General features: G+C 69.1%; 21 protein-coding genes and 1 tRNA gene. 4 read left to right on the plus strand and 18 right to left on the minus strand.

The features are described from left to right. Positions 1 to 103 precede the first annotated feature (103 nt). The 4 genes from N538_RS0108470 to N538_RS0108485 are packed head-to-tail and all read right to left on the minus strand — an operon-like array spanning position 104 to position 6,031. Positions 104 to 1,030: a lysophospholipid acyltransferase family protein gene (locus N538_RS0108470; RefSeq protein WP_028636955.1), complete on the minus strand. Its 927-nt coding sequence runs from the start codon at positions 1,028 to 1,030 to the stop codon at positions 104 to 106. Beyond that, positions 1,027 to 2,610 (minus strand): lactate racemase domain-containing protein, encoded by a 1,584-nt coding sequence (locus tag N538_RS0108475; RefSeq protein ID WP_028636956.1) that lies wholly within the window; start codon positions 2,608 to 2,610, stop codon positions 1,027 to 1,029. Before N538_RS0108475 ends, N538_RS0108470 begins: the two co-directional genes overlap by 4 nt. Next, entirely contained in the window at positions 2,607 to 3,794 is a 1,188-nt protein-coding gene (locus tag N538_RS0108480; protein WP_081790373.1) for a zinc-binding dehydrogenase, read from the minus strand. The genes N538_RS0108475 and N538_RS0108480 overlap by 4 nt, the downstream gene beginning before the upstream one ends. After that, complete coding sequence (locus N538_RS0108485) at positions 3,794 to 6,031, minus strand: HAD-IB family hydrolase (RefSeq protein ID WP_028636958.1); 2,238 nt, start codon at positions 6,029 to 6,031, stop codon at positions 3,794 to 3,796. The genes N538_RS0108480 and N538_RS0108485 overlap by 1 nt, the downstream gene beginning before the upstream one ends. A 180-nt stretch (positions 6,032 to 6,211) precedes the next feature. Between N538_RS0108485 and N538_RS0108490 the strand changes: the two genes are divergently transcribed. Further along, positions 6,212 to 8,545, plus strand: a complete 2,334-nt coding sequence (locus N538_RS0108490) for an ATP-binding protein (protein WP_028636959.1) — start codon at positions 6,212 to 6,214, stop codon at positions 8,543 to 8,545. Positions 8,546 to 8,595: 50 nt separating this feature from the next. Here N538_RS0108490 and N538_RS0108495 read toward each other — a convergent pair whose 3' ends face one another. From N538_RS0108495 to N538_RS0108510, 4 genes are all read right to left on the minus strand, one after another. Then, positions 8,596 to 9,519, minus strand: a complete 924-nt coding sequence (locus N538_RS0108495) for a hypothetical protein (RefSeq protein ID WP_028636960.1) — start codon at positions 9,517 to 9,519, stop codon at positions 8,596 to 8,598. A gap of 463 nt (positions 9,520 to 9,982) precedes the next feature. Further along, entirely contained in the window at positions 9,983 to 10,381 is a 399-nt protein-coding gene (locus N538_RS0108500; RefSeq protein ID WP_028636961.1) for a hypothetical protein, read from the minus strand. Positions 10,382 to 10,430: 49 nt separating this feature from the next. After that, positions 10,431 to 10,799 carry a hypothetical protein gene (locus N538_RS24450; protein ID WP_036569857.1) on the minus strand — a complete coding sequence of 123 codons (369 nt, stop codon included), beginning with the start codon at positions 10,797 to 10,799 and terminating at the stop codon, positions 10,431 to 10,433. Positions 10,800 to 10,802: 3 nt separating this feature from the next. Then, entirely contained in the window at positions 10,803 to 11,693 is an 891-nt protein-coding gene (locus tag N538_RS0108510) for a phage major capsid protein (protein WP_028636962.1), read from the minus strand. Positions 11,694 to 11,904: 211 nt separating this feature from the next. Between N538_RS0108510 and N538_RS0108515 the strand changes: the two genes are divergently transcribed. Further along, the gene (locus N538_RS0108515) at positions 11,905 to 12,228 is read left to right on the plus strand and encodes a hypothetical protein (protein WP_155992016.1); all 324 of its coding nucleotides are present in this window, start codon (positions 11,905 to 11,907) and stop codon (positions 12,226 to 12,228) included. Between the two features lie 172 nt (positions 12,229 to 12,400). Here N538_RS0108515 and N538_RS0108520 read toward each other — a convergent pair whose 3' ends face one another. From N538_RS0108520 to N538_RS0108530, 3 genes are all read right to left on the minus strand, one after another. Continuing rightward, positions 12,401 to 12,808 (minus strand): hypothetical protein, encoded by a 408-nt coding sequence (locus N538_RS0108520; RefSeq protein WP_051549002.1) that lies wholly within the window; start codon positions 12,806 to 12,808, stop codon positions 12,401 to 12,403. A 102-nt stretch (positions 12,809 to 12,910) separates the two neighbouring features. Next, positions 12,911 to 14,236: a phage portal protein gene (locus tag N538_RS24455; protein ID WP_051549004.1), complete on the minus strand. Its 1,326-nt coding sequence runs from the start codon at positions 14,234 to 14,236 to the stop codon at positions 12,911 to 12,913. Further along, complete coding sequence (locus tag N538_RS0108530; protein ID WP_028636965.1) at positions 14,233 to 15,690, minus strand: terminase large subunit domain-containing protein; 1,458 nt, start codon at positions 15,688 to 15,690, stop codon at positions 14,233 to 14,235. Before N538_RS0108530 ends, N538_RS24455 begins: the two co-directional genes overlap by 4 nt. A gap of 61 nt (positions 15,691 to 15,751) precedes the next feature. Between N538_RS0108530 and N538_RS0108535 the strand changes: the two genes are divergently transcribed. Next, positions 15,752 to 16,252: a hypothetical protein gene (locus N538_RS0108535; protein ID WP_028636966.1), complete on the plus strand. Its 501-nt coding sequence runs from the start codon at positions 15,752 to 15,754 to the stop codon at positions 16,250 to 16,252. Between the two features lie 73 nt (positions 16,253 to 16,325). Here N538_RS0108535 and N538_RS0108540 read toward each other — a convergent pair whose 3' ends face one another. From N538_RS0108540 to N538_RS0108560, 5 genes are all read right to left on the minus strand, one after another. Continuing rightward, a complete protein-coding gene (locus N538_RS0108540; RefSeq protein WP_028636967.1) occupies positions 16,326 to 16,697 on the minus strand; it encodes an HK97 gp10 family phage protein in 372 nt (123 codons plus the stop codon). 386 nt (positions 16,698 to 17,083) lie between these two features. Continuing rightward, positions 17,084 to 17,725, minus strand: a complete 642-nt coding sequence (locus N538_RS0108545; RefSeq protein WP_028636968.1) for a hypothetical protein — start codon at positions 17,723 to 17,725, stop codon at positions 17,084 to 17,086. Positions 17,726 to 17,816: 91 nt separating this feature from the next. After that, positions 17,817 to 18,230 (minus strand): hypothetical protein, encoded by a 414-nt coding sequence (locus tag N538_RS0108550; RefSeq protein ID WP_028636969.1) that lies wholly within the window; start codon positions 18,228 to 18,230, stop codon positions 17,817 to 17,819. Then, positions 18,227 to 18,571 (minus strand): hypothetical protein, encoded by a 345-nt coding sequence (locus tag N538_RS0108555; RefSeq protein WP_028636970.1) that lies wholly within the window; start codon positions 18,569 to 18,571, stop codon positions 18,227 to 18,229. Before N538_RS0108555 ends, N538_RS0108550 begins: the two co-directional genes overlap by 4 nt. Continuing rightward, positions 18,568 to 18,957 carry a hypothetical protein gene (locus N538_RS0108560; RefSeq protein ID WP_028636971.1) on the minus strand — a complete coding sequence of 130 codons (390 nt, stop codon included), beginning with the start codon at positions 18,955 to 18,957 and terminating at the stop codon, positions 18,568 to 18,570. Before N538_RS0108560 ends, N538_RS0108555 begins: the two co-directional genes overlap by 4 nt. A 624-nt stretch (positions 18,958 to 19,581) precedes the next feature. On the opposite strand from N538_RS0108560, the gene N538_RS29680 reads away from it, so the two are divergent. Next, complete coding sequence (locus N538_RS29680; protein WP_028636972.1) at positions 19,582 to 19,761, plus strand: helix-turn-helix domain-containing protein; 180 nt, start codon at positions 19,582 to 19,584, stop codon at positions 19,759 to 19,761. Here N538_RS29680 and N538_RS0108575 read toward each other — a convergent pair. Together N538_RS0108575 and N538_RS0108580 are read right to left on the minus strand one after the other, a co-directional pair. Next, on the minus strand, positions 19,741 to 20,844 hold the full coding sequence (locus tag N538_RS0108575) for a tyrosine-type recombinase/integrase (protein ID WP_155992018.1): 1,104 nt from the start codon (positions 20,842 to 20,844) through the stop codon (positions 19,741 to 19,743). The genes N538_RS29680 and N538_RS0108575 overlap by 21 nt on opposite strands. A 154-nt stretch (positions 20,845 to 20,998) precedes the next feature. Next, positions 20,999 to 21,073, minus strand: a tRNA-Val gene (locus N538_RS0108580). Between the last annotated feature and the right edge of the window lie 59 nt (positions 21,074 to 21,132).

The raw sequence follows: 21,132 nt of genomic DNA on the forward strand, positions 1-21,132 counted from the left end.
ACCGCCGACCCGGAGCACCCCGCGATTGGTCACGAACCGCACGCGATCGGCCCCGAAATCTGCGGTTGGTGACCAATCCGCATGCCGCACGAGCCAGCGGTGGTCAACGCCGCCAGGCGCGCAGCTTCCGCGCGGGCGCATCGGGAGCGGGTGACTCGGACTGCTCCCACACCCGCCGCCACTGGGCGACCGACGGGCCGGAGGGGTCGGGGGTCGAGCCGGAGGCGACCCGGCGACGGGCCTCCCACCACGTGGTGCGGTCCTCGTCGAGCAGGGCCGCGACGGCGTCCTTGATCCGGGGTGCGAACTCCCGCACGGACTCGTCGGCCCCGCAGACGAGGGGCTCGCCGAACCGGATGGTCAGCTGTCGCCGCCCGGGGGAAGGCCAGCCCTGGCCGCGTGGCATCGCCGCGAACGTCCCGCGGTGCGCGACGGGCACGACAGGTACGCCGTGCTCCTTGGCCAGGAACGCCGCGCCCATCCGGAACTTGCCCATCCACCCGTCGTTCGAGCGGGTGCCCTCGGGATAGATCACCAGGCTCCAGCCGTCGGCGAGCACCTCGCCGGGCGTGGCCGCGAGGGAGCCGCCGCGCCGGTCGATCGGGAAGGTGTTGAACAGCAGCACCGAGCCGACCGCCCGCCACCAGGTGTCGAAGAAGTAGTCGGCCGCGGCCGCCACCGCCGTACGCCGGCGCCACTCGTCCGGCAGCGAGAGGAGCACGAGCGGAGTGTCGAGGTGGGAGACGTGGTTGGCGACGAAGATCACCGGGCCGTCGATGCGATCGAGCACGTCGAGCGCCTCGACCCGGGTCCGCACCTGCGAGCGGAACAGCGGCTCGAGGCCGACCTTCTGGGCGACCTCGCGCGCGGCCATCGCGGGGCGTCGCCGCGACCAGTCCGTGCGGAACACCGTCGACCGCGCCGCGGGCACCCACTCCTCGGCGGAGCGCGGGACCTGCGGACGCCGCCCCCAGCGCCAGCCGCGGGACACGAGCCGGATGTCCTCGACGGAGGAGCGGACGAAGCTCATCGCACGTCCGCCAGCAGGTGGGGCGGGTTGTGCAGGTAGGTGATCGACGGGGACGTGCCGACGGTGCCCGACGCCATCTCGAGGGCGTCCGCGAGCGTCGTGGCGGCCCGGAAGCCGAGCCGCGACGCCACCCGCCGGTCCGCGCCCACCCAGATCACCTCGTCGACGTGGTCCATCGCGTGCGCCGCCCAGTACCACATGTAGAACGGGTGGACGCCGTGGTAGGCGTGCGAGGTCCGGTAGAGGTGGATGTACCAGGGGTCCTCCGCGAACTGCTGCTCGTACTTCTCCCCGACCACCGCCGGGTCGGTCGACTCGGCGAGCACCTCCTCGTAGAAGTCCACGTACGACGGGTGGTGCAGCTGGTTGAAGCCCTCGTTCAGCGGGTGGTACAGGATCACCGCGCCGCCCTTGCGGACGACCGGCTGCCCCCGGTAGGAGTTGAAGTAGTAGCCGAGTCCCATGCAGGTCGCCAGCACCGGGTTCATCGACGAGTTCACGTTGTACGGCCCGAGGTACGGCACGCCCATCACCAGCACGTCGGACTGGCCCTGCACCTCCACCAGGTGCTGCTGGTGGACCTTCTGCAGCGTCCGCTCGTGCACGGCCTCGACCTCGCCGGCGTTCACGCCGGTCAGCCCGTAGACCGAGCGCATGTCGTGGAACATCTTGTGCCGCAGCCGCTGGGGGGCCGCGGCCAGTCCGCGTCGTACGCCGAGCATCGACGCCTGGTCCTTGACCGACCACTCCCACTCGCGCTTCTGGAGGAAGTCGAACGGCTTCGGGAAGACGTCGTTGTTGAGCGTGGTCTCGATCTGGAAGACCTTGACGGTGTCCTTGATGACCCGCCCGATCCGCCACGCCGAGTGGTGCATCGCCGAGTGCTTGTGGTCCATGAAGGACCGCGACTGCACCATCGTCTTGGCGTTGTGGTGGTGGCGCAGCGACTTGTACGACGCCAGCCCGATGCCGACGGACTTGTGCCCGCCGTCCATCGCGACCAGGTTCACGTTGACGTAGACCAGCAGGTCGGACTCGGCGGCCCGCTTGCTGATCTCGATGTCCTCGCCCTTGTCGGTCGTGCCGAGGTGCGCGAGCGCGTCGCGGTCCTCCGCGTCGAAGTTGTAGAGGTCACCCTGCGGGTAGAACGAGCGGAACACCCGCTCCCCCACGATGTGCTTGAGCTCGGCGGCGGTCATCCGGCGGTGCAGCGCGTTGGCCGCGATCAGCTTGACGTCGTCGACGCCGGCCTCGGCCGCCATCGTGAGCACGTGCTCGATGATCCGGCCGCGGATGTCGGGTGCCTTCATCGTCGGCAGCGGCAGCGACAGGTCGTCGAAGGCGATCGTCAGCCGCATCCCGGCGAACAGCAGCTCGGGCAGCGGGTCCGAGTCGACCGGGTGCAGCAGGGCCTCGCGGATGGCCGCGTCGACATCCGGCACGGCGGGGATCGACTCCGGCGGGTACACGACCCGCGTCCCCAGGGGGAAGCCGTCCTCCAACCGGAAGCCGAGCCCCTCGTGCACGACGAGCGGCGGGGTGCGGTCGTCCACCTCGAGGACGAATCCGGGGCGACTCATGAGGAACTCCTCGGGTCGAAGGCGACTTTGACCGTGCCGAGGCGGCCGGCCGAGTGGGCGTGGTCGAGCGCTTCGCGCCAGCGGTGCAGCGGATAGCTGGCGACGGACTTGGCGAGCACCTGGACGGCGTCGGTGGCGACCAGCTCGGTCGCCCGCGCGAACGCGTCGTCGGAGCGCGCGGAGGCGTAGGTGCCGACGACCTCGAGCTCGCGGAACCAGGCAGCGGAGAGGTCGGCGGGGGCGGGCATCCCGGACAGCACGACCCGCCCGCCGGCCCGCGTGGCCTGGAGGGCGGTCTCGAGCGACTGCTTGCTGCCGACCGCGTCGACCGCGACGTCGACGCCGCCCAGGAGGTACGGCGAGGAGAACTGCGGCTCGAGCTGGAAGGCGCCGGTCGCCCGGCGGACCCGCCGGAGCACCTCGCCGGGCGCGACCACCTCGGTCGCGCCGAAGTCGCGGGCCAGGTCCCTCTGGTGCGGGTGCTTGGCGACCACGATGATCTCGCCGGCGTCCGTGAGCTCGCGCAGCGCGAGCGTCGCGAACAGCCCGACCGAGCCGGCGCCGCTGACCAGCACCCGGTCGCCGGCACCGACGCCCGCGCGCAGGGCCGTGTGGACCGCGCACGCGACGGGCTCGATCAGGATCGCCTGCTCGTCCGAGAAGCCCTCCGGGACCGGGTGGAACTGGCTGCGGTGCGCGGCCAGCTGCTGCCCCCAGCCGCCCCCGGTGTCCTTGCAGAACCCGGTCTGCAGGCCGGGGGCCAGGTGCCCGACGGTGATCCGCTCGCAGCGGTTGGTGTGACCGGAGCTGCAGGCGGTGCACGGCTCGACGCCGCGGGCCGCGCAGGTCAGGACCGGGTCCACGACCACCCGGGTGCCCTTGGGCAGGTCCTCGCAGTCGTCGAGCAGCTCGGCGACCACCTCGTGGCCGGGGACGAAGGGCAGCGACACGACCGCCGAGAAGTACAGGCTGGTGCGCCCGGACAGCGCCCCGAGGTCGGAGCCGCAGATGCCGGAGAGCCGGGTCCGCAGCCGCGCCCAGCCGGGGCGGTCCGCTCGCGGCTCGTCGATGGTCACCAGCCGAAGCGGCGCCGCGAAGCCCGACAGCACGCCGGGCATCCGGCCACCGATCGCCTTCCCGGCCATGGTGCGCGACACCGACCGGAACATCTCGAGCGCCAGCATCATGCGCGGTCACCTGCCGGGTTGAGGGTGCGGGTGTGGGAGGTCGAGCTCGCCCAGTCCTCGATCGTCCACCGGTTCCTGCGGGCGTGCCGGTAGAGCGACACGTCCGGGCGTACGGCGACCGGCCGGCCGACAGCCTCCAGCAGCGGCAGGTCGGAGTGGGAGTCGGCATAGCCGTACGACGCCGCGAGGTCGATGCCGTGCTCCGCGGCGTACTGCCGCATCCACGCGGCCCGCGACTCCCCCACCAGCGGCGACGACCTGAGGTAGCCGGTGCACACGCCCTGGTCGTCGACGGCGAGCTCGGCGGCCTCGATGTGGTCGAAGAGCGGGCGCAGCGGCCGGGTCAGCGGCCGGATGGCGCCGGTGATCAGGACGGTGCGATGACCCGCGGCGCGGTGCTCCCGGACCTTGCGCACCGCGGCCGGCGACAGCCGGGTCAGGACGTGGTCGGTGAGGTGCTCGTCGGCGATCGCGTCGAGGTCGGCCAGCCGGGCGCCGTCGTACTCCCGGTAGACCGAGCGGAGGAACGCGCTGCGCTCGCGGCGCTCGGCCTGCACCAGCAGGGGCACCCGGGCTGCAACGCGGGCCAGCTCGGCGAACCGCTCGGAGCCGGACAGCTCGCGCAGCCGGAGCCAGAGGTAGGTCTCGATGACGTTGGAGGACAGCAGGGTGCCGTCCATGTCGAAGAACGCGGCCACGTCGGGCTTCTGGACCAGACCCCGCGGGGCCGTCGTGGTCGGCCGCCGCCGGGCGGCGCGGACCTCGTCGAGCCGGCGGATCGGGGCGGTGACGGCCGGGCAGTGGATGTCCTGGAGGTAGACCTTCCAGTCCACGACCGCCGTGTCGAAGGCGAAGGCCTCCTGGTCGGCCGCCGAGAGCGACCGGTAGAGGGCGAGCGTGTTCGCGTCGGAGAACTGCAGCTCCGCCTGCGCGTACTCCTGGTAGAGCCCGAGGTAGCGGCGCAGGAACTCCAGGCGGCGGCCCTGCTGGTCGAGCTTGCGGGCCAGGTCGCGCGTCCGGTCGCTGCGCGGCGCGTGACCGATGACGTAGTCGGCCACCTTGAAGGCGCGCTCGCTGGTGCTGAGCAGCCGCTCCACCGTCTGCGACCCCGGGAAGCGCCACTCCGGCAGCCGGGTCGCGCCGCGGTCGCCGGAGACGAACGGGTGGGCGTCGAAGTAGGCGCGCACGTTCTGGTACAGCGTCCCGAAGGTCAGCGGGTTCCGGTCGCCCGACGACACGTGGAAGTAGTCCGGCCGGCCCGCCTCGGGCGGGTGCGCGAGGACCCCGACGATCGCGGCCACGACCTGGTCGACCGGGACGATGTCGACGATGGTGTCCGCCGCGCCGGGCATGTCCGGGAGCTCGCCGCGCCCGTAGGCGAGGATCAGCGGCTCGGCCATCTTGAAGCCCTCGATCCAGCCGGGGTACGGCTTCTCGAGGGCGGACTCGATGATGCTCGGGCGGACGATCGAGACCCGGTGGTCGACGGCGTACGCCTCGACGACCCGCTCCCCGAGCGCCTTGGTGAACGTGTAGCAGTCGGTCCAGCCGAGGCTGCGGGCCCGCTCGGTGCCGACCCGCACCAGCTCGGTCTTCACCCACTCCTTGCGCGCGGCCTCGGTCGCGGCGGCGGAGGTCAGCAGGCCGGCCCGGCTGTGGGTCTTCTCGGCCTTGCGGCGCTCGCGCTCGAGCACGAACGCGCTGCGGCTCTGGTGCTCGATCGAGCGTCGCTGCGACAGGCCCCACGCGAGCTCGGCCTCGAGGTCCACGTCGTGGTCGACAGGCGCCTCGGGGATCACGCCGCGGCGGCGACCGGCGACGTACGCCGTCGAGATGTGCACATAATGCGGATCGGTCCCGGTCTCCCGGATCCGCGCCAGGAGGTCACGGGTGCCGACCACGTTCGTGCGGAAGCCCTCGTCCACCGGCGGGTCGAACGACACGTCGCCCGCGCAGTGGACGACCGCGTCCAGGTCGGGCGGCAGCGGCGGAACGTCGGTGAGGTCCCCGGACAGCACCTCGACCCGGCTGGCGGCGTCCTCGAGCCCCTCGAAGACCGGCTTCTGGAGCAGCGTCGCGACGCGGGCCTCGGCCGTGGTCGAGCCCTTCGGGCGGACCAGCACCGTCAGGCGCGCGCGCGGGACCTCGGACAGGAGCAGCCGGAGCAGCGCTTCCCCCACGAAACCAGTGACGCCCGTGAGCAGAACGTGCTGTCCGTCGAGTCGATCGGCCACCGATGCACCCGTCACCCGCCGTAGTGTGCCCTGCCCGGCAGGTGACGGGCGAGTAACCCCCAGCTGGCGGGCAGCGGGCCGACCCCGCACCGCGCGTCGTCGCGGTGCGCCGGCGGCGCTGGTCGCCGCCCTGGATACCCATTCCGGGCGTTGCGGGACGGACCCGTGCCGTACCTACCATTGAGGATCATCACGCCGCCGAGGTACACGTCCTTCATCGGCCGACGGTCGCTCCTCACCGAGGTCAGGCAGCGGCTGGCCGAGTACCCCCTCGTGACGTTGACGGGCTGGGGCGGGATCGGGAAGACCCGGATCGCGGCGCAGGTCGCCGAGGAAGGCGCTCGGACCTTCAGCGAGGGACTGTGGTGGGCCGAGCTGGACGCAGTCCCGGACGCCGACCTCGTGGTGCCCACGGTGGCTACGGCGATGGACCTCCGAGCCGAGTCCGCCGTGCCGCTGACCGAGCTGATCGCCGACCACGTCGCCGACCGGAGAGCGCTGCTGGTGCTCGACGGGTGCGAGCGGGAGCTGCCCGAGGTGGTGCGGCTGCTGGTCGCCCTGCGGGCGGAGTGCCGGAACCTCCGCGTCCTCGTCACCAGCCGCCAGACGCTCGGGATGGCGGGGGAGGTCGTGGTCCGCGTGCCTCCGCTGTCGGTGCCCGAGCCCGGAGCGCCGCTGACCGCGCGGACCGCCGGGCAGTACGAGTCCGTCCTGCTCTTCCTGGACCGGGCATCGCTCGTCGGCGCGGACTTCCGGCTCACCGACGAGAACGCGCCAGCCGTGGGAGAGCTGTGCCGCGCGCTCGAAGGCATCCCGCTGGCCATCGAGCTGGCCGCGGGACAGCTCGCCGCGCTGGCGCCCGGCGACATGCTGGTCCAGCTCGCGGACCACCTCGCCCTCCTCGACCAGGGGTACGCCGACGCGCCCCCACGACATCGCTCCCTCGCAGCGTCCGCGGACTGGAGCTACGACCTGTGCAGTACCGCGGAACGCGCGCTGTGGTGCCGGATGTCGGTCTTCGCCGACGGCTACGACCTGCACGCGGTCCAGGCGGTCTGCGTCGACGACGACCTCGCGTCGTCCGACGTGCCGGGCCTGGTCGCCTCCCTGGTCGACAAGTGCGTGGTCGCCGCGGCGCACAGCGACGACGGGGCGGTCCGGTACACGATGCCGGCGTACCTCGCGGCCTACGGGTGGCGACGGCTCGTCGAGGACGGCACGCTCGGGCACTGGCGCGGCCGCCACGCCCACTGGATCGCGGAGCTGGCCGCCGGGTTCCGGTCGCTGTGGGTCGGGAGCCGGCAGGGCGCCCTCCTGCGCCAGGCGCGCCGTGAGCACGCGAACATCCGGGCGGCGCTCGAGTTCTGCAGCTCCGAGGACTCGCTGGGCGAGCTCGTGCTCACCATCGCCACCGACCTCGACGCCTTCTGGGTGACCACGGGGTTGGCGAACGAGGCACGGCACTGGCTGGAGATCGGCCTGGCCGGCCACCACGGCAAGCCGGCTCTGCGGGCCATGGCCATGGTGATGGCGGCACGGTTCGCGGGGCTACAGAACGACCTGTCCGAGGCGCTGGACTGGCTCGGGCAGGCGGACGCGGAGGCAGAGGCCGCCGACGACGACCAGGCCCGGGGGCTGACCCAGGTGCTGCGCGCCATCCTTGCCACGTGGGACGGCGACGTCGACAGGGCCGTCGCCGCCGCGCGCTCATCCGTCGAGCTGCTGCGGGACGGGGACGACGCCGAGTTCCTGGCCCTGTTCGTCGAGGGACTGTGCCTGGGGATGGCCGGTGACCGGGAGGCCGCCGAGCGCGTGCACGAGGACGTGATCGCCCGGACGACCGAGCTGGGCGAGACGTTCCGCCGGTCGCTGGCGCTCGCCGGGCTCGCGGAGCTCGCGCTCGCCGATGGCAACCTGCCCCGCGCGACCGTGGACGCGAGTGAGGCACTGCGGATGAAGACCGAGCTCGACGACCGGATGGGCATCGGCGTGGTCCTGGACCTCCTGGCCCGGATCGCCCTCGAGGACGCCGACCTCGAACGGTCGGCGATCCTGCTCGGCGCGGCCCACGCGATCTGGAACGACATCGGGATGCGCGAGACCGGCAACCCGTTCTGCCAGGCGTCCTCGCCCTGGCGGGGGGTGCACGACGCGCGCCGCCGGATGGGGAAGGCGGAGTTCCGCCGGTCGTTCCGGCTCGGCGCGGAGATCTCCCGGGATCGCGTGATCCGGTACGCGCTCACCGGCGAGCTCGGGCCGGAGACGCTCGAGGACGCGGCGGAGCCCTCACCGCTCACCAAGCGCGAGACCGAGGTCGCGGCCCTCGTGGCCGAAGGATTGTCGAACCGCGAGATCGCCGAGCGCCTGGTCGTCTCGGTCCGGACGGCGCAGGGACACGTCGAGAACATCCTGCGCAAGCTGGGGTTCACCTCGCGCACGATGATCGCGGCTTGGGCGACGCGGCAGACGGCGACGGACGGGAGCTACGCCGGTCACGGGCCGGCGGCAGGATGACGCCGCCGGCCGGTGGATGTCCCGCAACCCACCGGCCGGACGGCGTCGGATCAGCAGCCGCTGTCGTGCAGGGCGCGGCTGTCGGCCTTGGTCTTCACGAACTCGGCGAGCCGGTCGCCCTCGAGCGGGGCGTACTTGGTGCCGCCGTCGCTGTTCCAGGCGAGGCCGAACCACGCCTCCGGCGTGGACAGGATCGCCTCGCCGGCAGCCTTGATCGCGGCGGCGGTGAAGCCGTTGTACTCACCGAGGCCGATCGGCTTGCTGCCGAAGCCCTGCTGGTCCATCCAGGTCGCCAGCAGCGGCACGGCCCGAGCGGGGAGCTTGGTGCCGGGGGCGGCAGCCGTGCCGGACTGGTAGGAGTCGACGGCCACGAAGTCCCACTGGGTGAGCAGCGACTTGCTGGTGAAGCTCGTGAACTCCGCGACCTTGTTGTCGAGCAGCCATCCGTTGAGGATCGGGCCGACCTCGATCTTCGGCGTCGTGGACGACTTCATGATGTCGAGGAACTTCTGCGAGCCGGCGCGGAACTTGGCCGGGTCCATGTCGCCGGACGGCTCGTGCCAGAAGGTCACGGTCACCGGCACGTTGAGGCCGGCGAGGTAGCTGTGGGTGGCCTTGAGCCAGGAGTCGTAGCCGCCGTTGATCAGCGTGTCGACGCTCGGCACCTTGTAGGAGATGACCGGCATCTGGCGGGCGGCGACCGCCTGGGAGATGACCGAGGACTGGGCCCGGCCGTCCGACTGCAGGTTCGCGAAGACGCGACGGGCGGACACGCCGCACGCGCCGACCTCGGAGATCCGCTGGCTCCACATCCCGGCCGGGGCGGACATGCCGATGACCTTCGGGGCGGTCGCGGTGGTGGCGGCAGCCGTGCGGGGCGCCGGGGCGGCGTCGGCGGACAGTGCGGGGGTGGTCGTGATGAGGGCGGCGACGGCAGCGAGGCCGGCCAGCGCAGAAACGCGGGCGCGCTTCATGGACTACTCCTTCGGGGGTTCGGGGGATGGCGGCTCATCGGCGGCTGGGGAGTCATCACGAGCCGCTCGGAACGAGGGCATGACGCAGCACTGGGTGAGCCGAGACGACACTGACAGGGACCCAACCGGCCCCACACCGTCCGAATGACGGGTATCGATACCCGTTCGCGGATCCGCGCGCCGACGGGCAGTGGTGGGCGCAGAGGGGATCGAACCCCCGACCACCTCCTTGTAAGGGAGCGGTGGGGCATCCAGAGCCGTGTTGCTCGGTGTTGCTTGAGGTTGCACTGTAGCGCGTATGCGCAGGTCAGATGCCCTTTTCGGCCTCGCCGCGCTCAGCGAGCAGCAGACTGCAACATCTAGAAACAGAGCAACTTCGGCTCAGAAAGTAGTCAAAAAGGTAGTCAGCCCGACAGGGCCGCCCCTCAGCCAGCGCGTTGGCGCGGTAGCCGGAGGGGACTTCCTACTGTTGCGATCCGTTCTGCCGCTCCCACTCAGCCAGCCGGTGTTGGTAGTCGGCCCACTGGCGCGCATGCTCTTGGTGGGCTGTCCACGCCTGCCACTCTTGGAACTGACGCCGCTGCCGCTCCGCTTCAGACGGGCTCACCGCGAGCATGATCCCTCCGGCTAGACCGACGGTCATCATGACAGCGCCCGCCTCATAGAACCGGACGACAGACTGGCGTCGGCATTGCTCGCTCAACCCGAAGTCGTCTGCCTGTGACGTGTCCTGAAACGCGGTCACGATCGGGATGCCACACGAACCCTCAGTCCCAAGAAACGTGACATGGGTCGGACTCAGCGAGAGTACGAGTGCCACAAGGAACGCGCCCCCGAGTAAGAGGGAACCAGCGATCTTCATGGCCGAAGACTAGGGGTGGATCTGCTCGCGGCGAGGCTGATTGTGCAGGTCAGGCGGTACGCCTCCGGAAGCGGTTCAGAGTCAGCGTCTCCAGCAGTGACCACGAGGCCAGCGAACCGGGCAATTCGCTGTAACTGCCCGCTTCGATCCTGCGGGCCTGCGTGGGGTTGCTGAGCGAGCGCGCGGCTGCCGACAGGATCACGCTCCGGATCTCAGGCGCGACGATGACGACGGTCGGATTGTTGTCGATCATCAGTTGGTTGTTGCCGGGAGACTGGAAGCCCTTGCCGTTGGTGTACGCCCAGATCATGTGAGCGACTGCGCTCACGTGCTTGTCGGCCTGCATGGACAGGGCTACGTCGTTCTGAGGCAGCCCTGCCCACGCGAGCACGTCGGGCCCTGTCGGGATCGTCGCCATGACTCAGACGTTCACGCCGCGCAGGACGACGACGGCCTCAGAGTTCAACGCACCGATGTCCATCCGGCAGACCACGCGGAGCGCCTGCTGGTCGTAGGCCGCGAACGTCTGGTCGAGCACCTTCACGCTCGGCGCGAGGTCACGCGCGACGGCAACCTGACTCGGGTCCCAAAGGATGACTGAGGTCGTGTCCGTGGTGCTGTCCACGACGGGGATGCGCTTGGTGACAGTCACCCGGTGACCCAGCAGCGTGTAGGCCCCGGCCTCGGTCGGGTCAGGCTGAATCTGGTAGCGCTGCTGACCGTCCTTGATCTTGCGAAGGCTGATGAACGTCTCCGGGCGCATAATCCAGCGCAGGCGCGTCGGGTCCACGTCAGCGGCGAGAGCCGCGCCCTCGGCGTCGTGCAGGTCATCGAGCGCGAGGGCACCGACGCCGGTCAACTCGGTGGTGTCGGCCATGTTGAGCAGCCCGACGGGTGCCGTGCCCGCAGTCGTGCCGTCGCCCTCGTCGCCCTCTCCGGCGATGAACTGCCGGTCGAGTACGTCGGCCACGTCCTTTACCAACCGGGCCTTCAGCGCAGCGTCGAGAGCGACGATGGCCTGTCGCGCCAACTCGTTGGAGTAGCGCGTGAGGGTCTTCAGAGACTGCATCGTCTCGGGAAGGAGGGTGACCTCATCGAAGGTCGGGTTCACTTCCCCGATCTGCTCGTTCTCCCCGAACCAGCCGGGAGAGGTAGCCGGTCCCATCTTGGGGATGCGGACCGGGGAGCCGTTCGTGTCGAAGATGCGGACACCGCTGGCGAGGATGACGGACTGGTCCTCAAGCGGCTGGATCAGGATTCTCTGAACCTGCTCGGCGGTGAGTTCGTTGGCGGAGGTAGTGCTGACGGCCATGGCGGGGTGCCTGTTCTACGAGTCGGTATGGACTCGCGTCAGGCATCTGGCCGTCTGCGCTTACATCACTCGCGGGATCAACCCGTCAGCGGTGCGGTCGCCGGGAGTATCGGCGGCAGGGTCAGCGCGCAACGTCAACTGAGTTCACCGGTTTCGCTCTCAGGCGTCGCGGACCGGTGGAATGCTCCGGAAAAACCGGGAGGAGAAGTGGATGAAGGTCATTGGCTCGCTGGTCCTGCTCGTCGCCGCGATGTACGTATTGAGTTACGTGCCACTCCTGCCGTCTCCGGGCCTCATCGAAACGACTCCGACGCTCACCTACTCCCCGGATGACGCTCCAAGCGACGCAGCCGAGTTGGACCGCGACATCAAGGAGGCATGTGCTCACATTCCGTTCTTGATCCGCCCATTCGCGAACAAGCCCGACCGTGTCCATGTCATCGCGGAGCAGGACGACGGGTCCACAATCTCAACCGATGTGGACTGCAAGACCGGCAACTTGAGCAACCAGCAGCACACCCGCGCCAAGACGTAGATGGACGACGCCGCAGTCTGGGCCCGAAGGACCATGACGAGTAAAGGGAGGCTGGGCTGGGACCGATGAGAAACCCCGCTCGGCGCAATGATCCGAGCGGGGTTCTCCGGAGGACGGCACGGGGACATCGACCAAGAGACCCGCACCGCCAACGGAGTATCGGCCAGTTCCCCTACGCGCCCGCGCGCAGAAGGTGGGCGAGGTCCACCGCGTCACTGGCATCACCCCGGAAGCCCTGTCCGGCGTCACCTCGGACGCGCGCTAGGTGCGGCTTGTCGGCGGCCAAGGCCCCGGCGGCAGCCTTGATCGTCGCTACGTCGGGAAGGCCAGTCTCGGGGTCGTTGAACTCGTCTGACCACGGCAGGTCGGCATGGTCGTGCAGAACGCCTGCGGTTCCCTGCTTGAGGTAGGCGACTCGCAAGGCCTCGCGTAGCGGGCCGACCTCATCAAGGGCCTCCCTCGCCTTCGTGCGGTGCTCTGCGGCCTCGGCGCGCAGTTCCTCGACGTACGACCTCGGGAACGTGTCCGACTCAGTTTGGATGGTCTCGGGGGCGACGGTCTCGGAGGTGGGTTCGGTCATGGTGACTCCTTCAGGCAAAAGGACGGGCAGTGCGGATGAACGAGCAATCGGCCCGACATTGGGGCAGGGGCTCGGGTGCGGGGTCTTCTAGGGCGTACTCGCTCATGCCGCCTCGGGCCTCGGCGTCGCGGGCGTCTGAGCGGAGACCCGGAGTGCAGTTTCAGCGGCACCTTGCCGGGCCAAGTCCGCGATCTTCTCCGGTGAGTAGCCCAACCGGGCCTGAGCCTCGGCGGTCGGGATGATCCCAGCGTTCAACAACTTGGTGACTGAGTCGGCGGTCGCGGCCTCGCTGCGCGTGGAGGGGTCCGACCACACGACCTCGGCGCGGACACGGCGGGGGTCGCCACCGTGGGTCACCGCGTGCATCAGTGAGGCGACCTGAGCCCACGACCGCCCGAAGGTCACCATCCGGGCGTGAGCCTTGGCAACCAGCCGTGCCTCTGCGGCACGGATCGCGTCGGCGGAAGTGGCCTGATCGGCGTTCATGCCGAGCATCTGCGCCGGGAGCCCAGACAGGGCCGCGATCTGCTGCGTGATCGTGTTGACCAGCGAGCCGTACGACGACAGGTCAGCGCCCGGGAACGCGCCGAACCTCGTCTCGGGGTCCTCGGACTGCCACAACTTGGTGCTCTCGTCGCTGAACGGGTTCAACGCGTTGCCGTCTGCGTCCTCCACAACCTCAAGACCGGTCGCCCAGCGTCGCTGACGGGCCGTGTGCTCGGAGGAGACCAGCGAGTCGGTCATGACCTTGACCAGCGCGTCGTTGAGGTCGGCAATCGGGGTCATCTCCGAGACTCCATGCACGTCCGCGACTCGACCCCGGTTGGTGAACGGCACCACCGGGACCACGCCCAGCGGGTTCGGCAATCGGTCGGTTTGCTCCCAGCCGGTCGGCGGGACCGTCCCGCCCTCGGGCACTCCTGCCTTACTGACGTAGGAGACGACGGCCTCGGGGCCGTAGAGCACCCCGTAGGCCTTGCCGTCGGCTGTCCAACGCTTCCACGCGGCCACGACCTCGCGCGTCACCGGGTGACGGTCCGTCACGATCTGCGCCGGGGCCTCCGGGTTGACGGTCGGGCCGAAGCCGTCACCCCAGACCGTGACCGCGCTCCGCCCGACTGCCAGAGCGTCCACGTGGACCTGTGCGGAGCCGTCCTCCATGCCCAGCGACCGCCACGCCTCCCACAGGCTCTCGTCGTGGGTGCCGTTGATCAGGAAGCCGGAGACCTGCAACCGCTCAGCCAGCGCATCGACTGCAAGAGCGCAGAAGTTCACCGACAACGCCTTGAGCCGGTTGCCCAACGCTTGCTTGGCCTCGGGGCTGAGGAAGGTCAGCGGCGACTCTCCGGCATAGCGCTGCTCAAGCAGGCGCACCCGGGACCCCTGCGCATCGAGCCGCTGGTTCAGTTTCTCAATCTGACTGGTCAAAACGCAGCCACCCTCCGGGTCCGCTTCGGTTTCGTCGCGTAATGCACCGCTCGCGCGTGCGCCATCACCGCGCACACGGCGAGGTCGATGCGTTGCTCGCTCTTCTTGCTCGATTTCGTCAACCGCGTGCCCCGGTGGTCCTCGGCAACGCGGGCGTTCGCCACGTGCTCAGCAAGCGCCGGGTCGCCCGAGTGCGCCACCGTGCCGTTCGTGAGCGCCTCACGCAGGGCGAGCGTTGCCGGGGTCATCCGCTGCGCGGACTGCGGGAACTCAGAGACCCGGATGCCGTCGCGGGCGAGCACCTGCAACGACCGGTTCCATCGGTAGGGGTCAGCGGTCACCTCAGCGACTCGCCAGCGCCGACAGGCCTCCCGGATCGCGTCTTCGACCGCCAGCACGTCCACCCGCCACTCCGGGTCGCCCGGATTGGCCCAGTGACCGGCGACATCGAGCAGCGGAACATCCCCGATCCGGCACACGACCAGCCCGGTGCTGTCTTGGGAGAAGGAGCCGTCGAGTGCGAGCACCACGTCAGCGCCGTCCTCGATGGCCTCGCCCGTGCCGCGCCCAGCCCACTCCTGCGGAGTGATCCACACGTCGTCTGCCGAGACGATCCACTGACCCAGCCGTGCGCGGCGGAAGGTCGCCTCACGGATCTTCGGTGGCAGCAGAGCGCGCATCGCGTCCGCGTGCAGGAAGTCCCCGAGAGCCGGGTTCGCGAGCGCCCATGCCGACTCGTCGTCAATCTCGCAGCCGTCCGGCGCAGCGAACTCCCGGAAGTACATCGACCGGTCGCCGGGGTTGGCGAGCGCGGCGGCTCGCAGGTCGTACATCACCGAGTCCGACGCGTCCGGACTCGGAGTGCCGATGCACAACGTCAGCGACGACTCCCGCTTGCCGGACGCGAGGGCCGCGACCTCGTAGGTTCGTCGGTCGATGACGCCAATCTCATCGAGGATCATCAGCGACGGGTCGAGACCTTCGAGGTTCGCCGGGGTCGCGGAGAGCACCTGAAAGACCGAGCCGGTACGCGGGACAACGATCTTGTCCTTGAACAACTGCACGCGCTTGGACAGCGGCTCCGACAGTTCGACCATCCGAACGGCAGCGTCGAACGTCAGCCGGGCCTGTCGCTCGTCCACGGCCACGACATAGACCCGCGCGCCCTCCTCACCGGAGAAGAGCGCATTGAGGCCCAGCGCGGCGGCCAGCGTCGTCTTGCCCTGTCCGCGAGGCAGCGACCACAGGGCTAGCCGAGGACGTGGCTCACCGAACGCGCCCCGAATGAGTTCGCGCTGCCACTCGCGGAGCACCATCGGCTCACGAGCCCCGGTGCCCTTCGGCGTGCGAACGAACTTCTCGATCCACGCGATGACCCGGTCAGGACCTGCCTCCGGAAGGTCACCAACTGCCAGCGCTCGCGCAGACGCTGCTGACTTGGGACCGGCCTTCACCGGCGGAGTATCGGCGCGTGTCCGCTAGCGTCTGCGCTCAAGCAAATTTGGAGGCCTACGGATGACTGACCCGACAGCACTCGACTACTGGACGCTCGCCATCGCGGTTGTCGGAGCGCTGACGGGTATCGCTGCCCTGTGCGCGCAGGTCTGGGCACACGTTCTCTCGGGCCCGCGCGTCAAGGTCGGCCTCGCCAACTCACTTCCGGTCACGCCTAGCGGTCCGAGTAGGTGGCTTCTCAGCATCGAGGCAAGCAATGTGGGACGCCTGCCGGTCACGGTGACCTCATTCGGTGTGTCGTTCCGCGAAGGCCGCAAGTGGAAGAACATGCCGGGGTTCCACCCTCCTCAGGCGCTCATGCACGGGCCCAGCGGCGCGCATAGACTCAATGACGCCGAAGCAGTCACGTGGTTGCTCGATCCCGTGCCCTTCGCCAAGACGATCAGCGACGTGGGCGTCAGGAATGTGTACGGCTTCGTCAATCTTGCGACGGGCAAGACCATCCGCAGCAGGAAGTCCTTTGATCTTGTGAATCTCGCGAGCCTTGAGGGCCTCCACTAGCCCGGATGTGTAACTGCGTCCGGCCCTAAACGCGCGGACGCCGTAAAGGACAACGCATCCCCACGCCCCGTGGTCAGAGGTCGAACTCGGAGTTGATCGCGTGCTCGAACATCGGCTCGAAAGCGCTTTGCACCTCGTCCCACGGGTGCTCGCCGTTCACGCCGCGCCCGACGACGTAGGCCGCGTACGGCGCGACGGGGCCTCCGAACGTGACCTCGCCTTCGTACACGTCGCCCTGCATGGACGAGGTCCACGAGCCGGAGCCCTTGAGGCGACCGGTCCGCACCGGCATGGACTCGCGCAGACCCTCGCAGAACGCCGCAGTCACCTCGGCCAGCCGCTCCGATAGACCCTCCGTGCGCCCCATCGCTCTGAGGTCAGCGATCATCTTGTCGAGCCCGTACCCGGTCTCGATGATGCCTCGATCACGCCGCGTCACGGGCACGCTCCGATCCCGGTCGAGCAGGACCAGCAGAGGAGTTGCACGACCTGCACAACACCCGCACGTCCTCAAGACGGATGGGCTTGCCCTCGGCCTTGCGCTGCCAAGCGATCGGCAGATGGTCGGCACTCAGGCCCTCGGTCGCTCCGCACTCATCGCAGTAGGTCTGGAGCCTGCGGGCACGGGCCGACAACTTGCGCCACGAGTAGTCGTAGCCGCGTTCCTTGCCAGACAGGCGGACGCGGGAGCGTTCGACAAGCCGAGCCCGAGCAGCAGCGCACTCGTCGCAGCGCGAGCCCTCGGCCAGTTCCCCGCAGTCGAGGCACGGCCTACACATGTTGCTGTCCACGCTCCCTCGCTTCCATGAGTCGAAGCGAGTATCGGCGCGCTCAGTCGTCGTCCTCGTCGGGAATCATGAGAAGCCGGACGGGCTCGTGCCCGGACACGCGAAAAGCACCGTCGTCCAGCAGGTCGAACTCGTCAGCGGCGAGCGACATCCAAGTGCTGAGTGGCATCGCGCCCGGGGATTCCCCAACCTCGTTCATGAGGTGGGGCAACGTCATCCAGAGCGCCGAGTCGAGACCGGAGATGCGAAGCGTTACCCGCTTCAGAGCGGTGAGGACTGACTCGACTGAGTCAAGATCACGCGACACCACCGCCGCCGACGAGGAGGCGTTGTGGAACCTCTGCGGTCGGAGCACCTCCCAGCGGGGCGGCGTCTCCGAGTTGAGCCTTATCTCGGGTAGCCACATGTCATGCACCACCCGGTTCCGTTCTTCGTTCACGACTTTCGCGGCAGAGAGAGCATCAAGGCCTGCGTCCAGCAGGTCGGCCCCGATGTCGGTCCTACTCAGCATCACGCGACAGTCCGCGACCAGCCGGTTGGTGCTGGTGATGCCGTCAGCGAGGTAGAAGGCCGGACTCGGAAAGACCAACGTCCCGAACAGGCTGCGGAGAGCGATGTCGAGGTCAACATGCGCCCGGGCTACTCGCCCGATCCGGAGGGTCAGCGCCTCCTCGTCCGCGTCCATGTCGCACAGGGTGACAGCCCTATCCGGGTCACCGACTGCGGCGCGCCGCCCGGCTCAGGACGCCCGCGCATTGGGCTCCCGCGACATCAAGTCAGTCGGTGACGACTTCGTAGCGTGCGGTCAGCAGCACCGAACGGTCACCGTCAGGGATCAGGGTGAGCGTCGGGCCATCACGGCGGTACGACGAATGCACGTCGGCCCACGCTCGCCCGGTGCCGTGGAACAGGGCATCAACCGTCACCCAGACCACCCACGCGCGCTGGTCCGCGTCGTCCTTGAGCGGCAGCCCGTCCGGGTCCCGCGTCCGGTCGCTCAGAACGTTGATGTGAAGCACTGGGCATCGGGCCCCGTTCTTCGGCTGCGCCCATGAACTGGGGGTCAGAACTTCGATCACGCTGGACCCGGTGCCCTCCACGCGCTCCTCAGCCGGACCCGTGTAGACGGTGAGGCCGGGCAGAGCCTCGCGGATGCGGTCGGCGGCGAGGCGGGCCAGCGGGGTGCTCATGCGACCTGCTCAACGATGAACTCGCAGTGATGCGGGCCCGCGCATGTCGAGACGGTCGCCGGCTCTGAGGTAACGCGGAAGTTGCCCACCGCGCCACGGGTCAGGGTCACCCGGTCACCGGGTCTCAGATCAGCCCCCGAGGCGGTCAGCAGCCGCGCCGTACGGCCACGGGTCGGTTGAACCTCGCTGCTGTGAGACGCTTCGGCTTGCGTACCGATGGTGTCGAGCAGGCACCAAACGTCGCCGTCCACGACGGACCACACGTTCAACGGCTCGCCGTTCAGGGTGGTGCGCTCGGCACGCTTGACCGTCGCGCGATGACGGAGCACGGAGTAGATCACGGCGAAGTATCGACCGAGTCGGTCACGGCCCTGCGTACGCGCCTGAGGCGCGCGTACACCGTGCTCGAGGCGAGATTGAGCGCCCTCGCGATCGCGGCCCCGGAGAGTCCCTCGTCAGCAAGGGCCGTAATCTCCTCGTCGCGCCGCGCCACCGCCTCGCGGGAGGGCCGAGGACGGTAGGGAACAACGCGAGCCGGACGAGCCTGTATCCGAGCAGCGGCCTCGGCCATTGCCACCACGTACTCCGGGTCTTCCCGGAAGGCCGACACGCCTTCATCGAGAAGACTCCGGAAGTGCTCTTGAATCTCGTCGTCGGTCAGAGGGTGGTCGGCAGCCGGGAGCGTGATCGTCCGCGCCTCTACCTGAGCCACGATCGCAGCCTTCATCCCTCGCCACCGAACAGGACCTCATCGTCGTCAGTAGGCCAGCAAAGGTCGGAGCGGTCTGCCGAGCAGGTCGCCATACCTTGCTTCACCGGGTTCAGGCACCCGTTGATCTGGCAGTCGCGGAGCGGGCTCGGCAGCGGGACGGACATCAAGTTGAAGTCGTTCATGCCCTACGTACGGGACTCACCTAGATTCTGCGTGCCGGGATTCTCCGGGAGATGTTTCGGGCGCTCTTCGACCCCTCCCCCATGGCGATAGACCTAGAAGGGTCATCACCATCCCGAGCCGTACAGGTCGCTCAGGCCGAGGCCATGGAGAGCGAGCCAAGAGACAGTTGGATGCCCTGCACAGCCCCGAAGAAGAGGGTTGCCCTCCCCCATTGGGTGCCCGCGTCCGATGCTCCGTCCGACGGGAGCCCACAGCCGCTGGTGATGTCCTCCGCCCACCAGATCAGACCGGACGCAACGCCTCCGGCTGGGTATCGCGTCCTGCGCAGTCCCTCGCGCCGACTGTCGGAATCTCCCCGGAGGCGCGGGGAGTATCGGCGCGAGGTTCGTACTCACCCGGCCCACATCGTTCGAGGCGCTGAGCCGTACGTAGGGCATGCCCAACAGCGACCAGCACATGGAAGCGCCCCTCCTCATCTCGCAGCAGGAGGCCGCACGCCTTCTCGGCGTCGAGCGGACGACCATCTGGCGGATGCTCAAGCGCCAAGACCTCACACCCGTGAGCGTCGGTTCCCGGCGCTTGGTGACGCGGGTATCGCTAGACGACTACGTCAGGTCACAGGCCGAGGACCGCTGAGACGGTGTCAGCAGCCTCCTGAGCCGCCTCCTGAGTGACGTGCGCGTAGATGCGGGCCGTGAACGCCGGGTCGTCGTGACCAAGGTTCTCCGACACGACATGGAGGGGGACCTTGTTCTGCAACGCGATGGTGGCGTAGGTGTGCCGCAGCGTGTGCGGGTGGACCCATTCGAGGCCCACCTTCCCGCGCGCAATCTCCACCGTTCGGTTCACAGCGCTGCGCGGCTCCACGGGACCACCGAACTTCGTGGTGAACACGAATCCGCTGTCGGTCCACTGAGTCCCAGCGGCCAGCCGCTCAACGGCCTGAGCCGCCTTCTGCGACCTCAACAGCGCCGTTCCCGCATCCCCGAGGCTGACCGTACGGAGGCTCTCGACGGTCTTAGCGCCGCTCACCGCTAGCAGCCCGTCCACCCGGTCCGCTGAGCCGTTGACCTGCGCCTCCCGGCGGTCCAAGTCCACGTCTGCCCACCGGAGCGCGCACACCTCGCCCTTGCGCATCCCGGTGGCGAGCAGCAAGCGGAGGATCGGCGCGTAGCGAAGTCCCTCAGCAGCAGTCAGCAGCGCGCCGACTTGCTCCGGTCGCATCGCCCGCGCCTTCTTCATCGGAACCTTGGGGCTTTTCATCTCTCGCGCCACGTTGACCGCCAGCAGCCGGTTGGTCACCGCGTCATCAAGAGCCGCGCGGAGCGCCTTAAGACAGCAGTTGCGGCTCTCAGCCTGATTACCCGCCTTCTCCATCGCCAGCATGAGGCGGGTCACGTCTGCCACGTTCAGACGGCTCAGCGGCACCGAGCCCAGATGCGGCTTGAGCCAGACCCGGACGTACCGCGCCTGCTCGCTCTTGTACTTACGGGACCGGTTGCTGGCCTTGAGGAACGTCAGCGTCCACTCGTCCAGCCATTCGCCCAGCGAGCGCGTCGAGTCGCGCACTGGCGCGCCCACGTTCAGCCGGTCCTGCATCTCCTTGGCCTTCGTCCGCGCCTGCGCCTGCGTCTTGCCGTAGGCGAATTTGGGTCCATCCGGCGTCGTGACCTTGACCGCGTACCGCCCGTCCGGGCGCTTGGTCATCCGTGCTGCCATGTTCGGCTCCTCCGTAAGGCTTGTCACCTCACGTACGGCTTCGGAGCCCTCTGACACTGACCTGCGGTAGTCAGAGAGGTAGTCAAACACCCCTACGTACGACACAAGCCGCCTTCCTCAACTGAGGAAAACGGCCTCTGACCTGCGGGTTTACTGGTGGGCGCAGAGGGGATCGAACCCCCGACCACCTCCTTGTAAGGGAGGTGCTCTACCGCTGAGCTATACGCCCGAGGCTCCGAGCCGCGCGGTCGGAGCGGGGCACAGACTACGGCACCCGAGGAGCGGGAA

The sequence above is a fragment of the Nocardioides sp. URHA0032 genome, from assembly GCF_000620645.1.
Classification (GTDB): Bacteria; Actinomycetota; Actinomycetes; order Propionibacteriales; family Nocardioidaceae; genus Nocardioides.

What these genes read in the sequence shown, in the direction of transcription:
- N538_RS0108560 (WP_028636971.1), bottom strand. Translation starts at nt 18,957, where the DNA reads ATGAAGGCTGCGATCGTGGCTCAGGTAGAGGCGCGGACGATCACGCTC.
- N538_RS0108550 (WP_028636969.1), bottom strand. Translation starts at nt 18,230, where the DNA reads ATGAGCACCCCGCTGGCCCGCCTCGCCGCCGACCGCATCCGCGAGGCT.
- N538_RS0108535 (WP_028636966.1), top strand. Translation starts at nt 15,752, where the DNA reads ATGACTGACCCGACAGCACTCGACTACTGGACGCTCGCCATCGCGGTT.
- N538_RS0108470 (WP_028636955.1), bottom strand. Translation starts at nt 1,030, where the DNA reads ATGAGCTTCGTCCGCTCCTCCGTCGAGGACATCCGGCTCGTGTCCCGC.
- N538_RS29680 (WP_028636972.1), top strand. Translation starts at nt 19,582, where the DNA reads ATGGAAGCGCCCCTCCTCATCTCGCAGCAGGAGGCCGCACGCCTTCTC.
- N538_RS0108495 (WP_028636960.1), bottom strand. Translation starts at nt 9,519, where the DNA reads ATGAAGCGCGCCCGCGTTTCTGCGCTGGCCGGCCTCGCTGCCGTCGCC.
- N538_RS0108545 (WP_028636968.1), bottom strand. Translation starts at nt 17,725, where the DNA reads ATGGACGCGGACGAGGAGGCGCTGACCCTCCGGATCGGGCGAGTAGCC.
- N538_RS0108515 (WP_155992016.1), top strand. Translation starts at nt 11,905, where the DNA reads ATGAAGGTCATTGGCTCGCTGGTCCTGCTCGTCGCCGCGATGTACGTA.
- N538_RS0108510 (WP_028636962.1), bottom strand. Translation starts at nt 11,693, where the DNA reads ATGGCCGTCAGCACTACCTCCGCCAACGAACTCACCGCCGAGCAGGTT.
- N538_RS0108500 (WP_028636961.1), bottom strand. Translation starts at nt 10,381, where the DNA reads ATGAAGATCGCTGGTTCCCTCTTACTCGGGGGCGCGTTCCTTGTGGCA.
- N538_RS0108480 (WP_081790373.1), bottom strand. Translation starts at nt 3,794, where the DNA reads ATGCTGGCGCTCGAGATGTTCCGGTCGGTGTCGCGCACCATGGCCGGG.
- N538_RS0108575 (WP_155992018.1), bottom strand. Translation starts at nt 20,844, where the DNA reads ATGGCAGCACGGATGACCAAGCGCCCGGACGGGCGGTACGCGGTCAAG.
- N538_RS0108475 (WP_028636956.1), bottom strand. Translation starts at nt 2,610, where the DNA reads ATGAGTCGCCCCGGATTCGTCCTCGAGGTGGACGACCGCACCCCGCCG.
- N538_RS0108520 (WP_051549002.1), bottom strand. Translation starts at nt 12,808, where the DNA reads ATGACCGAACCCACCTCCGAGACCGTCGCCCCCGAGACCATCCAAACT.
- N538_RS24450 (WP_036569857.1), bottom strand. Translation starts at nt 10,799, where the DNA reads ATGGCGACGATCCCGACAGGGCCCGACGTGCTCGCGTGGGCAGGGCTG.